Genomic DNA, 18,590 nt, shown 5'->3' on the forward strand with positions numbered 1-18,590 from the left:
CCCCCGTCCACCAACCGTCGACGACGAACCCCGCCGCGGCGATGTGCGCCAGGAAAGGCACCTCACACCACGGGCCGCAGAGCCCGCCATGTGGCGTGCCCACATAGTCCAGAAGAGTTGACACAGCGTGACCATCAACGACATTCGCGAGTCATCGCGAACGGATGAGGCCCCGGAGGAGCCCCGTCCACACGGCGATCTCGTCGTACCCCTGTCAGCTGCACAGCGCAGCATCTGGTTCGCGCAACAGCTCACGCCCCACGTCCCGTTCTCCATCGCCCAATACGTCGACATTCACGGTGATGTGGACACCGACCTGTTCACCGACGTCGGACGGCGGGTGATTCGGGAATTCGGCACGGCAATGGTCCGATTGATACCGGATGCCGACGGTTCCGGCGAACCTGTGCAATTCCTGGACGATTCCTTACGGGACGAAATGGTGCACATCGATTTTCGTGATCGACCCGATCCGGAGGCCGCCGCACATGAATGGATGAATGCGGAATTCCGCCGCCCCCTCGACCTCTTCACCGATCGTCTGATCGAGTCGGCAACGCTGCGCGTCGCCGATCACCGCTACTTCTGGTACACCCGCGTCCACCACATCCTGCTCGACGGCTATGGCGCCGCCGCCTTCGCCGAACGCGCCGCCGCGGTCTACACCGCCCGCGCCACCGGGACGGAGATACCGCCGAACCGGGCCGGGACGCTCACCGATCTGCATGCCGACGACGTCGCCTACCGGTCCTCGACCCGCTTCGACCGCGATCGCCGGCATTGGGACGAGCGACTTGCCGAACTCCCCGATCCCATCCGCCTCGCCGATCCGGTGACCGGCAGCCGAACCGACGTTCCGGCAGCCCAATCACATACCGCCGGTGGCTCACTCGATCCCGCATTGCGCACCGCGATCGATGCCTTCTGCACGGCGCGCAACTCCACCGTCGCGGCGGTCGTCGCCACGGCGGCGTCGGTGTTCATGGCCCGGATGTCCGGCAGCGACGACGTGGTGCTGAGTCTGCCGGTCTCGGCACGCACCAACGCACTGCTCCGCCGATCCGGTGGCATGGTGTCCAACGTCGTTCCGGTCCGCACCCACATCGACGCGCACACCACCATCGGTGACCTGCTGGCCGCGGTGACCACCGAACTCAGTGGGGCACTGCGTCATCAGCGTTATCGCTTCGAGGACATGCGGCGAGCCCTGCCACGATCGGCCGCCGACACCGCGGGCCGCGGATTCTTCGGACCCGCGATCAACGTGATGATGTTCCGCAACGAACTCACCCTCGGCACCAACACGGGGCGCAGCCACATCCTGAGCACCGGCCCGACCGAAGACCTCGCCTTCACCGTCCACACCGGCACGGGCGAACTGCTCATCGACCTCGAGGGCAACGCGGCGGCCTATCCCGCCGAGGATCTCGCGGCCCTTCGCACCCGGTTCCTCACCGTGCTCGCCGCGCTGGTCGACGCAGATCCGGCCGCCCCGGTGTCCACGCTCAAGGTGCTCACATCGGCCGAGAGCAGCCGCGTCGTCCCGGCCCGAGGTGCCATCCCCGCCGTGCCCGAGATCCTCCCGGATCTCCTCGCCCGGGTGGCCGAGACCAACTCGTCGGTCACCGCCCTCGTCGCGGGCGACACCGATCTGCGCTACGACGAACTCTGGAACCGCGTGTACCGCATCGCGCGGGTCCTCATCGCCCACGGCGCCGGACCGGGATCGATTGTGGCGGTGCTTCTCCCGCGGGGCACCGCGTCGATCGCCACCGAACTCGCCGTGCTCACCGCCGGTGCCGCCTTCGTTCCCATCGACCCGTCCCTGCCCGAGGAGCGCATCGCCTATCTGCTCGCCGACAGTGGCGCCGGCCTCGGTATCGCGTCATCGAAGGCGGATCGCCGTCTCGACGGGATCGACGGTCCCGCAACATGGTTGCATCTCGACGACGACCGCGTCCGGATGGCCTACCGGCACGCCCCGGCCGAGCCGATCACCGACGCCGACCGCATCCGGCCCCTGCACCTCGACGATCCCGCCTACCTGATCTACACCTCCGGGTCGACCGGCACACCCAAGGGCGTCCTGGTGCCCCACCGCGGTCTGACGTCGTTCATCGCCGAACAGCGACGCCGATACCGGGTCGCTCCCGGGGAGCGCACCCTGCACTTCGCCTCTCCCAGCTTCGACGCCTCGATTCTCGAACTGCTGCTCGCCGCCGCGTCGGGCGCCACGTTGGTGATCGTCGATCCCGAGATCTACGGCGGCGCCGAACTGGCGCGGCTGCTCCGCGTCGAACGCATCACGCACGCCTTCCTCACCCCCGCCGCGCTGGCGTCGGTACCCGACGGCGACTTCGACGATCTGCGTACCGTGATCGTCGGCGGTGAGGCGTGCCCGCCGGATGTGGTGGCCCGATGGGCTTGCGGGCGTGCGATGTTCAACGCCTACGGCCCCACCGAGACCACCATCATGGCCTCCCTCGCCGGCCCGCTCGACCCGCATGCCCCGGTGACGATCGGCTCGCCGATCACCGGCACCACCGCCGTCGTCCTCGATCACCGCCTGCAGCCCGTGCCCCTCGGCGCCACCGGCGAACTCTATGTCGGCGGCGTCGGCGTCGCGCTCGGATATCACCGCCGGATGCCGCTCACCGCGTCACGCTTTGTGGCCGATCCTCACGGCCCCAGTGGTTCTCGGCTCTATCGCACCGGCGACCTGGCGCGCTGGTCACCCTCCGGCGAACTCGAGTACCGGGGTCGCGCGGACCGCCAGGTCAAGATCCACGGATTCCGAATCGAACTCGGCGAGGTGGATGCGGCGATCGGCGGGGTACCCGGCGTCGACTTCGCGGTCACCGAGCCGCAGGTCATGCCCGGCGGGCAGCGGGTTCTCGTCGGCTATCACGTCGGCACCGCCGATTCCGACGACATCCGTGACCGGCTGCGCGCCACCCTGCCCTCCCACATGGTGCCGGCGGCGATCGTCGCCCTCGACGAGCTGCCGATGACCAGTTCCGGAAAGCTGGATCGTCGGGCGCTACCGATCCCGGTCATCCGCACCGCACCGTATGTGGCTCCCCGCGGAGAGACCGAAGAGATTGTCGCGCAGGCGTTCGCGGAATCCACCGGCACCGACCGGGTGGGCCGCGACGACGACTTCTTCGCCATCGGCGGCAACTCGCTGGTCGCCACCGCACTGGTCGGCACCCTGGCCGCCCGGCTCGGCATCGACGTCCCGGTGAGACTGGTCTTCGAGGCGCCGACGGTCGCCGCCCTCGCCGCCCGGCTCGCCACCTCACCCCGGCGTAGCACCCCGCTCCTGCAACGCAGCGCCGACACCGACACCGACGCCGACACCGTGACGGTCTCTCCGCAGCAGAAGCGGATGTGGATCATCAACCAGCTCGACCATCGGTCGGCGATCTTCAACATCCCACTGGCACTGCGCCTTCGGGGAGAGCTCGACACCGCTGCACTGGCCGCCGCCATCACCGACGTCATCGGACGCCACGAACCCCTCCGCACCGTCTACCCCGACAGCCCCGACGGTCCGGTGCAGCAGGTACTCGACGCCGCACCCGTGAACCTCCTCGGTGACATCGAACAGGTCACCGCCGCTGCCGTCGACGAGCGACTGGCCCAGTTGGCCACCATCGGTTTCGACGTCGCCGCCGAGGTACCGCTCGCGGTCCGGCTGCTCCGACTCGACACCGACCACCACATCCTGGTGTGCATCGCCCACCACATCGCCGTCGACGGATCGTCGACCGCGCCCCTCGCCCGGGATCTCGCCGTCGCGTATCACGCTCGTCGGCAAGGACTTTCACCGCAATGGGCACCACTGCCGGTCACCTACCGGGATTACACGCGCTGGCATCACCAGCTCATGGGCGCCGAACGCGACGAGAACTCCCTCGAGTCACGTCAACTCGACTTCTGGCGGCACCACCTCGACGGACTGCCCGAGTTGCTCGCGCTGCCCACCGATCGCCCGCGCCCCGCAACGGCCGGCGGCCGGGGCGGCGAGGTCCACCGCGAAATCGATCCCGCAGTCGCCGAACAACTTCGGGCGCTGGCCGCCGAGTCGGGAACCACCCCGTTCATGGTCGCCCATGCCGCGCTGGCCATCACACTGGCCCGGCTGGCCGACACCGCCGACATCGCGGTCGGCACCCCGGTGGCCGGGCGTGGGCACCCCGATCTCACCGAACTCGTCGGAATGTTCGTCGGAACGGTGGTGCTGCGCACCCGCATCGCGCCCGAATCAACCGTCCCCGAACTGCTCCGGCAGATCCGGGAGACAGACCTCGCAGCATTCGAGAACGCCGACATCCCCTTCGACCGGCTGGTCGACCTGATGCGGCCACGCCGCTCACCGGCCCATCATCCGCTGTTCCAGGTCGGCTTCTCCTATCAGAACATCGCGCTGTCCGGCTTCTCCCTCGACGGGCTCGACGTCGAACTCCTCGCACCGTCGCTGGGTGTGGCGAAGTCGGATCTGCATCTCACCCTGGTCGAATCGAGCGGGCCGGACCCCGCCACCGGTACCGCCGCCGACCGGCTTCGGGTGCAATGGGATTACGACCGGGATCTGTTCGACCACAGCACCATCGAACGCTGGCATGAGTTCTTCGTCGACGTTCTCACCGCCGTCGTCACCTCCGGGGACACCCCCGTCGGCGACCTGGCCACCGGTGGACCCGCGTCGGCCGGTTCCGGTGTGCTCACCGGTCCGGTCTCGGGACGCGTCGAGACCACCCTGACCGCGCTCCTGCAGGCAAGCGCGGCACGGCATCCGGACGCCATCGCCACCCTCGACGATCGGGATGGCCGAGCCGCCACGTACCGGGAGACCTTCGGCCGGGTGAACCGGTTGGCCCGCAGGCTCATCGCCACCGGGGTGGGTCCCGAGACACGCGTCGCCGTGGCCATCGGACGCTCCCGCGAACTCGTCGAGGCGATACTCGCGGTGCTGATCGCCGGCGGCGCGTACGTCCCCGTCGATCCGTCGGCGCCCCGGGAGCGGACCCGACTGATTCTCGATTCCGCCCGTCCGACACTGATTCTCACCTGTGGCACGATCTCCGCCGACGAGGTGGACCCCGCCGGACTCCCGGTGATCGACCTCGCCGACATCATCCCGGAGTCCGGGTTCTCCGACGCGCCGGTCACCGACGCCGACCGTCGACGCCCGCTGCGGCCGGACAACACGGCCTACGTCATCTACACCTCCGGATCCACCGGGACCCCGAAGGGCGTCGCCGTCGAGCACCGGGCCATCGCCGCCCAGTTGCGGTGGAAATCGGAGACGTTCCCGGTCGGTCCCGACGACACGCTGCCCCTCAAGACGCCGGTCACCTTCGACCTGTCGGTGTGGGAGTTGTTCTGGCCGTTGATCAACGGCGCGCGATTGGCGATCGCCACGCCGGACGGTCATCGGGATCCCCGCTATCTGGCCGGATTCTTCGCCCGCGCCGGGGTGACGTCGGCGCACTTCGTTCCGTCCCTGCTCGACGCCCATCTCGACGCGATCGGCGACGGCGCGGCACCCGCGCACCCGCTCGCCGAGATCCTGTGCATCGGCGAGGCACTGAACCCCACCACCGCACACCGTGCCGCCGATGTTCTGCGTGGGCGGGCGATCAATCTCTACGGTCCGACGGAGGCGGCCGTCGGGATCACCTACACGCCGGTGGTCTCGGAGACGGTGGCATCGAAGACTGTGGCATCGGAGACTGTGGCATCGGAGACGCCGGCATCGGGGAGAGCTGTGTCTGCCGTGCCTATCGGCGTCCCCGTCGACGACGCCGCCGTGTCGATTCGCGACCGCCGATTGCACCGCGTACCACCGGGGGTCGTCGGTGAGATGTATCTGCACGGACCGCAACTGGCCCGCGCATACGAGGGACGGCCCGATCTCAGCGCCGAACGCTTCGTGGCCGATCCCGATGCCGACGGCCGGCGCATGTACCGGACCGGCGACCTCGCCCGCATCGACGGCGACGGGCACCTCGACTATCGGGGCCGCAATGACTTCCAGGTCAAGATCCGCGGTCAACGGATCGAACTCGGTGAGATCGAGGCGGCCCTGTCCGTCGATCCCCGGCTGGCCGCCGCCGCCGTCATCGTCCACCGCGACACCCTCGTCGCGTACCTGGTGCCCGCCGGCCCCGACAGCGATCCCGACACCGATCCCGACGAATCCCCGGCACCACAGCTGGATTCCGATGCCGTCCTCACCGATCTCCGGCTACGCCTGCCCGCCTACATGGTGCCGTCGGCGGCCATGGTGCTCACGACGCTGCCGCTCAGCGCACACGGCAAGATCGATCGCGCGGCGCTGCCCGTTCCCGAACACGTCGAGCGGGCCCATGTCGCGCCGCGCACCGCCACCGAGCACGCGCTCGTCGACATCCTCACCGCGCTCATCGAGCCCGAACCCGGCCGTCGGATCGGCTGCGACGACGACTTCTTCGATCTCGGCGGCAACTCGCTGCTGGCAGCCCGGCTCGTCGGCCGCATCTCCGACGTCCTCGGCGTCACCGTGCCGGTTCGCGAGGTGTTCGAGGCACCGTCGGTCGGCGACCTCGCCGCCCGCATCGACACCTGCGCGGGCGACAACCGCCCGGCCATCGTGCCCACTGATCGGAGCACTCCGATCCCACTGTCCCGAGCGCAGCGACGTATGTGGCTGCTCGATCAACTCGATCCGGGTAGTGGTGTCTACAATCTGCCGCTGGCCCTGCGTGTTCGCGGCCTGAGTGCCGAGCGACTGCACCTCGCGCTCCGGGCCCTCCTCACCCGGCACGAGGTGCTCCGCACCACCTATCCCGCCGCCGACGATGTACCCCACCAGCGGATCCACGACGTCGACGACGCGCTCGCCTTGCTCGAGCTCGACGACAGCGGTTTCGACACCACGGACTTCCTCGCCGAGGACGCCGCAACCGACCACCTGACCGCCACCGCGGCCCGCGGCTTCGACCTGACCGAACGACTCCCGCTGCGTGTCACCGTCTCCCGGACCGGGCCCGACGAGCACCTTCTGCTGCTGGTGATCCATCACATCGCCGCCGACGGCTGGTCGCTTCGTCTACTGCTCGCCGAACTCCTCACCGGCACACCCCCGGAGTCCGAATCTGGCACCGGCACGGTGCAATACGCCGACTACGCGCGGTGGCAGGCCCGCATGCTCGGCGATGACGGCCACCCGCGCCACCCCGCGGTGGCCCGCCAGGACGATTTCTGGGCCGCCCGGCTCGCCGATCTTCCGGCACCACTCGACCTCTCGCCCGACCGGAAACGACCGGTGGATCCCACCCACCTCGGTGGCACGGTCGACATCGAGGTGCCGCCCGAGCTCACCGGATCGCTCGTGTCCTTCGCACGCGGACAACGTATCTCGCTGTTCCATCTGGTCCACGCCGCTCTCGCGGTGGTCCTCGCACGTCTGTCCGGGTCGACCGACATCGTGATCGGTACCCCGGTGGCCGGGCGGCCGAGCGCCGTCCTCGACGACGTCGTCGGGATGTTCGTCGAAACCCTCGTCCTGCGTACCCGGATCGACGAGTCCCTTCCGATCACCGACTTTCTCGGCTCGGTGCGCGACGGGGATCTGGCGGCGCAGGCCAATTCGGAGATCCCGTTCGACGAACTCGTCGATCGATTCGAACCCGACCGCGCCGGCGGGCACCATCCGATCTTCCAGGTGATGCTCGCGTTCGGCGATCCCGCACCCGGACCGATCCGCACCGAATCGCTGGCCGTCGACGTCGTCGAGGTGGAGCTGCCGCTCTCACGCTTCGATCTGCACCTGACGGTGGATGTCCCGGCAGATCCGTCCACCCGGAACACCCCCATCCGCACGCGATGGACCTACTCGCGGGACCTCTTCGATCACTCGACCGTGTCGAAGGTGGCCGCGGGACTGCTCCGGGTGCTGCGGGGAATCGTCGACCGCCCCGACCGGCGGGTTCAGGACATCGACGTGATCGACCCGGCCACCCTCACCACCATCGAACGGTGGTCGGGCGCCGCCACACTGGCAGCGGGCATCCGGGAACCGGCCACGCTGCCGGATCTGCTCACCCGGCGTCCGGTCGGCGACGCCTCCTTCACCTCTGCCCCCGTCACCTGTGCAACCGTCACCGATGCGACCGGGTCCATCGACGCCGCGGAGTTCGACCGCCGCGTCGTACGCGCCGCCCGAGCTCTCATCGCCGCCGGCGCCGGTCCCGAAACCACGGTGGCCGTGCTGATTCCGCGGTCGATCGACATGCTGGTCGCCATCCACGCGACCGTCACCGCCGGCGCCGCGTACGTGCCGGTCGATCCGACCGTGCCCCTCGCCCGGATCGAGACGATGCTCACCATCACCGATCCGGTCGCCATCTGCGCGAGCGCCTCGAGCCGGGCGGCGATCCCGGCGGCATTCGCCGACCGCCTCGTCGATCTCGAAACGGCCGGCCGGGCACATCCCTCACATCCGGTCACCGACTCCGACCGCCGCTCACCGTTGCGTCCGGACCATCCCGCCTACGTCCTGTTCACCTCCGGCTCCACCGGGGTACCCAAGGCGGTCAGTGTGCCGCACGCCGCCATCGTGAATCGGCTGGGGTGGATGCAGGACCGGTACCCCATCGGCGGTGATGACGTCGTCGCCCAGAAGACCCCGATCACCTTCGACGTGTCGGTCTGGGAATTGTTCTGGCCGTTGGTATCCGGGGCTCACCTGGTCTGGCCGCACCGGCCGCCCACCGCGACCCACTCGAACTGTCGACCTTGATCGCCGAACACCGCATCTCGGTGATCCATTTCGTCCCGGCGATGCTCGACGTGTTCGTGACCGCGGCGATCGACGACGCCGACCTGCGTTCGCTGCGTCTGGTGTTCACCAGCGGTGAGGCACTCGGATCACATTCGGCGACAGCGATCCTGGAGCGCACCGACGCCGGCCTGCACAATCTCTACGGCCCCACCGAGGCCGCCGTCGACGTGACCGCCGCGGAGATCACCACCGAGCTGCTGAAGGTCGGGCCGGTACCGATCGGGCGCCCCACCGACGGCAACACCACCCACGTGCTCGACGCCCGGCTGCGCCCGGTCCCGCCCGGTGTCGCCGGCGAGCTGTATCTCGGCGGCGTGCAACTCGCCCGCGGGTATCACGGACGTGCCGACCTCACGGCGACCCGCTTCGTCGCGGCCCCCTGGGGAACGGGTGAACGTCTCTATCGCACCGGCGATCTGGTGCGGTGGCGGCGGGTCGCCGACACCGACTCGCCGACGCTGGAGTACCTCGGCCGCACCGACTTCCAGGTCAAGATCCGTGGTCAACGCGTCGAACTCGGCGAGATCGAGACCACGCTGCTCACCCATCCCGGCATCGCCGCCGCCGTCGTGATCCGGCACGACGACGACCGGTCGGGCCCGCAGCTCGTCGCCCACATCGTCCTGTCCTCGCCGCGTCCCGATCCGGGAAGCGCGTCCGTCGACGTGCGCGCATATCTGCGCGAACGACTCCCCGACCACATGGTGCCTGCCCATGTGCAGATCGCCGACCGGTTGCCGGTCACCGCCAGCGGCAAGATCGATCGCCGGGCGCTGCCCATCCCCGCCCTCCCGTCGCTCGGCAACGGAGTCGAGGCCCGAACCCGCACGGAAGCAACGGTTCTCCGGATCATCCGGGATCTCCTGGGCGACGAGGTCGGTGTCGACGACGACTTCTTCACGGTCGGGGGCAACTCGCTGATGGCGACCCAGGTGGTCGCCAGAGTCGCCGACCACCTCGGTGTGCGGATACCGGTGCGATCGGTGTTCGACGCACGGTCGGCGGCGGGTATCGCGGCCGTCGCCGATCGGGCGGAGCGTATCGCCCCGCGCCGCGCGGTGGTGCGTCCGGACCGAATCCCGTTGAGCCCGTCTCAGCTTCAGATGTGGCTGCACAATCGGATCGATCCCGGCTCGACCGCCTTCGTGATCGTGGCCCCGATCCGGGTACCCGGCACCCTGGATGCCGACGTCATGGCCGCAGCCATGACCGATGTCGCGGTCCGCCACGAGGTGCTGCGCACGATCTACCCGGAAAGCCCGGCGGGACCGTATCAGCAGGTCCTCTCCGTCGACGACGATCGTCTGCAGCGGATCGTCACCTTCCTCGACGACGCGGTGGCGCAAAGTGTTTCGCCGGTCCAGGCCGCCGTGGACGCCGCACTCGCGTCGGGGCTGGACCTCACACGCGACCTACCCGTCCGGGTGTTCTGCCGCCCGGCCGACGACGAGACGGTCCTGGTACTCGCCATCCATCTCGTCGCCGCCGACGGGTGGTCCCTGCGGGTTCTCGCCCGCGATCTCGACCGGGCATATGCCGCACGCACCGCCGGTCACGCACCGGACTGGGCACCGCTGCCCCTCCAGTACATCGATCACGTCCTCGAGAGCGAGCGGCGTCGCGGTGACGCCGACGATGCCGATTCCCTACTGGCACAGCATCTGTCGTACTGGGGGCAGGTGCTGTCGGAAGCGCCGGCCCAGTCCGGACCGCAGTTCGATGGCGATGAGCACACCCCCGGCGAGGTCCATCACCACCGTCTCGATCCCGCGCTGACCGCGGCCATCCACACCCTGGCCACCGAACATCGGAGCACCGCCTTCGGCGTCCTGCATGCCGCACTGGCGTACACGCTGAGCCGATTCGGCACCAACTCGGACATCATCGTGGGCACACCGCTGGCCGGTCGTACCGATCCCGCCGTCGCCGACCTCGTCGGCATGTTCGTGACGGTGGTCCCGCTGCGGAGCCAGGTCGATCCACTGCGCGGGTTCGGTGCACTCGTCGACGCCTCCCGCGACGTGATCGTCGGCGCGCTTGACCACGACGAACTCGACGTCGAGGAGATCGTCGAGCGGCTCGGGATTCCGGGTGACGGTTCCCGGCATCCGCTGATCTCGGTGACCCTGACCGTCGACGGCGACGAGCACCCCGCGATGGGCAACGCGCCGGCCGATCCGTCTCGGACCGCGGAACGCCCGGACATCCCGGTCGCCCGATTCGACCTCGAGTTCACCGCCACCACCACACCCGACGGCGGTCTCGACATCACCCTCGTGCATCGTGGTGCGTCCTACCGTCCGGAAACCGCCGCCCGGCTGCTCGATCACCTGGGTCGGGTCCTGCGCGTCGCGGTCGCCGATCCCACCACCGCGCTACGACACCTGGACACCCTGTCGCCGGCCGACCACGACGTCCTCGGACGCCTCGAGCGCTCCGCGTCGACGACACCTCCCCCGGCCACGCTGGCCGACATCCTCACCACCCCCGGACACCGGCTGGTGGCCACCACCGCCACCGGGCAGCGCAGCGAGCTGTCCGCCGAGGAACTGGACGCACAGGCCAACCGCCTGGCGCGCCTGCTCATCGCGCACGGGACGGGACCGGAAACCGTTGTCGCGCTCTGTCTGTCGCGATCGATGTCGTCGGTGACGGCGATCCGTGCGGTCGCGGTCACCGGGGCCGCGTTCGTGCCGGTCGACCCGTCGTATCCGGCCGACCGCATCGCCTACATGCTGGCCGATTCCGGCGCACCCATCATCGTGACCACGACCGCCGATCGCGCCCGCATGCGCACTGCGGAGATGGCCGCGACGGTGATCGTTCTCGACGATCCGTCGGTCGCCGGTGACCTGGCCGCCCTGCCACCGAAGCCGGTCGGCGACGCCGAACTGCTCGGCACCCGCCACCTCGATCACCTCGCGTATCTGATCTACACTTCGGGATCGACAGGCCGCCCCAAGGCGGTGTCCGTCACGCATCGGGGTCTGGCCTCCTTCGTCGCCGAGCAACGTCGGCACGGCGTCGAATCTGCCAGTCGTGTCCTGCATTTCGCGTCGCCGAGTTTCGACGCCGCCATCCTGGAGATCCTGCTGGCCGCGGCCGCAGGCGCCACCACGGTGATCGCCGCACCCGACATCTACGGGTCCGCCGATCTCGCCGAGGTGATGATCCGTGAGGAGATCACCCACGCCTTCCTCACGCCGGGCGTCCTCGAATCGATCTCGCCCGCATCCTCCGATGGCCATCCGTTCCCGGCGCTGCAGACCCTCATCGTCGGTGGTGACGCCTGCGCCCCGGAGACCGCCCGACGCGCAATCGGCTGGGGCACGGCGTTGTTCAACGCCTACGGGCCCACCGAGACCACCATCATGGCGACCATGTCGGGTCCGGTCGGCATCGCGCAGACCGATCCGATGACCATCGGCGGCGCCATCACCGGCACCGGATTGCGTGTCCTCGATCCCGCCCTGACGCCGACACCGCCCGGCGTCGACGGCGAATTGTATGTTGCCGGAGCAGGTCTGGCCCGCGGATACCATGGTCGCGCCGGACTCACCGCGGCCACCTTCGTGGCCGACCCCGACGGGCCGCCCGGTTCGCGGCGGTACCGCACCGGAGACCGGGTCCGCGCAGTGGTGGGCGACGAACCCGCACTGACCCACCACGGCCGGCTCGATCAGCAGCTCAAGATCCGTGGCATCCGGATCGAGACCGGTGAGATCGAGGCCGCCCTGCGCTCGCATGCGCAGGTGACCGGCGCGGTGGTCGTCGGTCAGCGCCGACCCGACGGTAACGTCGCGTTGGTCGCCCAGGTGACCGTCGCCGGCGACACACCTCTCGATCGCGACTCACTGCACGCCCATCTGCGGGCCGCGCTACCCACCCACGCCATCCCCACGGCCATCGTCACCACCCATGCCCTGCCCCTCACGCCGTCCGGCAAGGTCGACCGTGCCGCGCTGCCCGACGCCGAATTCACCTCCGCCGCATACACCGCGCCGCAAACTCCCGAGGAAGTGCTGATCGCGCACGCCTTTTCCGAGGTGCTCGGCACCGAGCGCGTCGGCGCCCACGACGACTTCTTCGCCGCGGGCGGCAACTCGCTGTCGGCGGCCCGGGCGGTCGCCCGCATCCGGGAGGTCAGCGGACGTGACCTCGGTGTCGGTGAGCTCTTCGACGCGCCGACACCGGCCGCTCTCGCCGCACGCCTGGCGACCTCCGCCGACCACACTGGACCAGTTCTGGGTGAACTCGCTCGCCCCGAACGCATTCCGCTGTCGCCGGCGCAGGAACGCATGTGGTTCCTCAATCGGTTCGATCCGGATGCGCTCACCGAGAACATCCCGCTCGTCGTCCGGATGCGGGGGACACTGGATCCCGACGCACTGACCACCGCCCTCGCCGGGGTGCTCGAGCGGCACGAGGCGTTGCGCACCTTCTACCCGGATTCCGACTCGGGACCGCATCAGGTGATCGTGGCGACCACCGACATCCCACCGGTCCTCGAACGCCATTCAGTGTCGGCCGAGGATCTACCCGCCGCCGTTGCGTCGATCACCCGCACCCGCTTCGACGTGACCGCCGCGCCACCGGTCCGGGCGGCATTGTTACGCATCGCTTCTGACGACGCCCTGGTCGAGGAGCACATCGTCGTGTTCACCGCCCACCACATCTGTCTCGACGGCACGTCGGTGGTGATCCTCGCCGAGGAACTGTCGCGGCGCTACGCCGCGGCACGGGCGGACCGGCCGGTCGACATCGAGCCGCTGTCGGTGCATTACGCCGACTTCGCGGTGTGGCAGCGCGCCCGGCTCGACGACGCCACCGGCACCTCGGGTGTGCTGCTCGACGCCTGGCGTGACCGCCTCGCCGACGCCCCGGCGGTCATCGATCTGCCGCATGATCATCCTCGCCCGCAGGCCCCCACCCATCGCGGTGCCCGGGTCGACTTCACCATCGACACCGAGTTGCACTCGCAGATGGCGGCTTTCGCCGAACAGCACGGCGCGACGGTCTTCATGGTGGCCCACACCGCCCTTGCGGTCCTGCTCGGCCGGTTGGGTGACAACCGTGACGTGGTGATCGGTACCCCGGTCGCCGGACGTGGTGACCCACGCCTCGACCTGGTGGTGGGCATGTTCGTCAACATGCTCGCCCTGCGCACCGTGATCGACGCGGGGACGACCGGCGAATCGGCACTGGCCGCCACCCGCAGCGCCGCGCTGCACGGCTTCGCGCACTCGGAGGTTCCGTTCGACCGCATCGTCGAGGCGCTCGACCTGCCGCGCACGACCGCCCATCACCCGGTGTTCCAGGTGGCCTTCTCGTTCCAGAACATCGGACCGCTGCAGCTGTCGATGCCCGGACTGGACGTCGAGGCGATCGACGACGACCAACACATAGCCGAGTTCGATCTGCATCTGTCCCTTGCCGATTCGTGGGATCTCGGCGGCACACCCGCCGGCATCACCGGCCAGTTGGTCTATGCGACCGACGTGTTCGAGGCCGCGACCGCGAAGATCATGGCGCAACGCTACCTTCGGGTCATCACGGCACTGCTCGCCTCACCCGGAACACCGGTCGGTGACCTCGACGTCCTCACCCCGGCGGAACGGACCGCGCTCACCGCCACCGCACCGACGCCGCCCACGCTCTCGAGGGACCTGGCCGCGGGCTTCCACGCGCAGGCGGCACGGACGCCCGACGCCGACGCGGTGATCTCCGCGGATCGGACCCTCAGCTATGCGGAGATGGCGCGACGGGTGCTGCGACTCGCAACAGTGCTGTCTCGCAGCGGAATCGGTGTCGAAGACCGGGTGGCCGTCACCGCACCCCGCGGCCTGGCCCAGCTGACCGCGCTGTACGCGGTGGCGACGGTCGCCGCGGCGTATGTGCCGGTCGACACCACCGCATCCGCCCGGGCCGAGGTCATCCTCGACACCGCGGCACCGACGCTGGTTCTCGGGATCGGCACCGCGGGACCCGTCGGGGACCTGCCGTATCTCGACCTCGACGACCTTGATCTCGATGACCCGGTCGGCGGCGCCGAAAGCCCCACCGACATCGAGTCCTTCGCTGCCATCGGCCATCCCGATCAGCTCGCCTACGTACTGTTCACCTCCGGCTCCACCGGAACCCCGAAGGGTGTGGGCGTCTCCGTCGCCGCCGTCGGTGAACAGCTGCGCTGGATGGCCGAGCATCATCCGATGGGGACGGGCGACACCGTCCTGGTGCGTACCGCGGCCGGTTTCGACCTGTCGGTCTGGGAGTACTGGTGGCCATTGCAGACCGGGGCCCGCATCGTGCTGGGCGAGAACGGAATCGAACGCGATGGCCGTGCCCTTCTCGATTCCCTGCATCGCCATGCGGTCACGACGCTGCCGACCGTCCCGTCGGCGTTGTCGATGCTGCTCGACGTGGGTGCGCTGCCCGCGTCCCTGCACACGGTGCTGTGCATCGGCGAGGAGTTGCCCGCCGACCTCGCCACACGCGTGCGGCAGTTCCTCGGTGACACCGTCTCCTCGACCACCGGCCTGTACAACCTCTACGGCCCGACCGAGGCCGCGGTCAGTGTCACCGGATACCGCGTCACCACCGACGAGCACCGGCGGGTGGCCATCGGCGCACCCCAACCGTCGGTCACCATCCGCATCCTCGACGAGCGTCTGCGGCCGGTGGCACCCGGCACGGCCGGCGAACTGTATCTCGGCGGCGTTCAACTGGCCCGCGGCTATCACGGCGAATCGGCACGAACCGCAACCGCATTCGTTGCCGATCCATTCGGCCCGGCCCACGGCTCGGGCGCCCGGATGTACCGGACCGGCGACCGGGTCCGACTTCGTCACGACGGCAACCTGGAGTACCTCGGCCGCACCGACCGGCAGCTGAAGATCCACGGATTCCGCATCGAACCCGGCGAGGTCGAGGCCGCATTGCGCGGCTGCACCGGTGTCGTCGACGCGGTGGTGACCGCCCTTCCCGGACCCGACGGCAATGCTCGTCTGGTCGGCTTCGTCACCGGAGAATCGCTGTCACTCAACGCGGTCCGGCGCGACGCCTCGCGACTGCTTCCCGCCTACCTGCGTCCGGAACTCCACACCATCGACGCGGTGCCCTACACCTCCAACGGCAAGGTGGATCGCGCCCGACTCCCCCACCCCGAACCGGCCGAACGGTCCTACGTCGCACCCCGGACCGACCTGCAACACCGGGTGGCCGATGCCATCGCCGAGGTGACCGGAGCGGACCGAGTCGGTCTGTCCGACAACTTCTTCGCCGTCGGCGGCACCTCCCTGTCGGCGACCCGGGTGGCGGTGGCGCTGGAATCCGCACTCGGCGTGCCGGTTCCGGTGCGACTGTTGTTCGACAGTATCGATGTCGAGGACCTCGCCGACGCCATCACGGCCGGCACACCGGAGGAGTCCGCGGAAGGGCCCGCACTGGTCCGGACCGACGACCGGTCACCGGTGCCGTTGGCGCCGGCGCAACGTCGGATCTGGGAAGCCGTACGGGCCGGCGCCGGCCACGACTGGAATGTGCCGATCGCCCTGCGATTCACCGGCCCCATCGACGTCGACGCCCTGCGGTGGGCGGTTCTCGACATCGTCGAGCATCACGAGGCCCTGCGAACCGGTCACCGCGACAACGGGAACGGCCCCGAACTGCATGTCCTTCCGACGTCGGCGGTCACCGGCATCATCGACGACGGCGTGGTGCCCCGGGACATCACCGAGGCCGACCTCCCCGGTGTCACCGCCGAACTGGCCTGGGCTCCGCTGGATGTGGTGTCCGCCGCGCCGATCCGGGTGCAGCTGTTACGCCTCACCCCGCAGACCCATGTGCTGGTGTTGGTGATACATCACCTGAGTGCCGACGGTCAGTCGATGGCGACATTGGCGCGCGACATGCTCATCGCCTTCACCGCACGCAGCGGCGGCCACGTGCCCGAGTTGGCCTCGGCGGCCGTGCGATTCACCGACTACGCACGGTGGCGGTCGGAGGTGCTCGGCCGACCCGGCGCCCGCACGCCCGAGTACGCGCGTCAACTCACCCACTGGGCGCACGTGTTCGGTGACCGCGTGCCGGCGCCTGGGACCACGGCCGGGACAGCCCCGTCGTTCCACCGAGCACCGTTGTCGGAATGGGAGTCACGCGGCGCGACCGTGCAATTCGAGATCGATGGCGATCTGCACGCCGCCCTGGAGCGATGTGCCCGCTCGGCCCGCGTCGGGCTGTTCTCGGTCCTGCAGGCGGCATTCGCGGTGATCCTCGCCGAACGCACCGGTTCCACCGACGTGCACGTCGCCACCGCGAACGCCAATCGGCCACATCCGGCGCTGGACGGGGTGGTCGGCAACTTCGCCGAGGACCTCCCGATGCGCCTCGACGTCGACGACGCGATGCCCGTGGTCGACCTGATGCGGGCGGTCGCCCGGCAACTCGCGGACGGTCTGGCCCATCCCGACATCTCGGTGCCCGATCTGATCGACGAGTGGGACCTGCGACGCGACCCGGCCGGACCGTCCGGTGATCCGTTCTTCGCCGCGACCCTCATCCTGCAGCAGGCCGAGCTCGGGCAGACCGACACGGCCGCCATCGACCTCGGTGGCATCCTGGTCGCGCGGGAACCAGTGGACGACACCGTCGCCAAACACGATCTGGAGTTCACCCTGGTGGAACTCCGCGACGGTGACCGACCGGCAGGCATCACCGGCACGTTGCTGTATCCGCTTGCCCGCCACGATGACGCCACCACGGCGGCGGTCGTCGACGGACTGCTCACCATTCTGCGGGCAGTGGCCGCATCCGGCGCCGACGACCTGCGCGTCGGCATCCTGCGGGAGTTGCTGCGATGAGCGTGTCGGTCGTCATCGCCTGTTATCAGGGGCTGCCGGACCTCGACGTCCAGTTGTGGGCGCTGGCGCGTCAGGATTACACCGGGGACTTCGAGGTGATCATCAGCGACAACGAGGGCAGCGCCGCGTTACGCCGGCACGTCGACACCCATCCCCTGCGGGAGCGGCTGTCGCTGCGGTGGGTCGACTCGTCCGACGTCGCCGGCACCTCGCACGCCCGCAATGTCGGAACACGCTGCGCCGTATACGACTTCATCGCCTACTGCGATCAGGACGACGCGGTGCACTCCACGTGGCTGCGCGCCCTCTCCGATGTGGGCCGCAACGCCGATCTCGTCGGCGGGCCGCTGGAACGCGACACCCTCAACGATCCGGTGGTGGCGGCCTGGCGCGCCCTGCCCGACCCGTCGGAGCCGGTCGTGCTCGGACGTCATCTGCCGATGACCTTCGGCTGCAACCTGGGTGTGCGGCGCGCGGTGTTCGACGCGGTCGGCGGCTGGGACGAGACCTACCCGACGGCCGGCAGCGACATCGAATTCTGTTGGCGTATCCAGGAAGCCGGATTCCGATTCGGCTTCGCCCCCGACGCGATGGTGGCCTACCGGTACCGCACCGACATCGTCGACACCTGGCATCAGGTGATCGACTACGGCCGCGAGGAGGCCCGGGTGGCCAAACAGTACGGCGCACCCGGCCGGCAGTGGTGGTGGCTGCCGATCCACGCCGGTGTCGTCATCGCGTTGTGTCCGCTGTGGCCGTGGGCGTGGTCACGCCGCCGCCGAGGCGAATGGGCCTGGGTCACCGGCAATCTCGTCGGCCGTATCCGGGGCAGCATCCGCTATCGGATCTTCTATCCCTGACGCCGGGAGCCACAGAAACCGCGCACAGTATGGTCCGGAGCG

General features: G+C 69.4%; 1 protein-coding gene and 1 pseudogene. Both read left to right on the plus strand.

Translation table 11 applies throughout. The features are described from left to right. Positions 1 to 234: 234 nt before the first annotated feature. Positions 235 to 17,685 (plus strand): annotated as a pseudogene (locus tag ABLE92_RS15325) (amino acid adenylation domain-containing protein); the annotation flags it as partial. Beyond that, positions 17,685 to 18,548, plus strand: a complete 864-nt coding sequence (locus tag ABLE92_RS15330; RefSeq protein ID WP_348805661.1) for a glycosyltransferase family 2 protein — start codon at positions 17,685 to 17,687, stop codon at positions 18,546 to 18,548. The pseudogene ABLE92_RS15325 and the gene ABLE92_RS15330, both read left to right, overlap by 1 nt. Positions 18,549 to 18,590: the final 42 nt, after the last annotated feature.

The organism is Gordonia oleivorans (assembly GCF_040044975.1).
Lineage (GTDB): Bacteria > Actinomycetota > Actinomycetes > Mycobacteriales > Mycobacteriaceae > Gordonia > Gordonia oleivorans.

Bases quoted from the DNA above. Each gene is read 5' to 3' on its own strand.
- ABLE92_RS15330 (WP_348805661.1), top strand. From the start codon at position 17,685: ATGAGCGTGTCGGTCGTCATCGCCTGTTATCAGGGGCTGCCGGACCTC.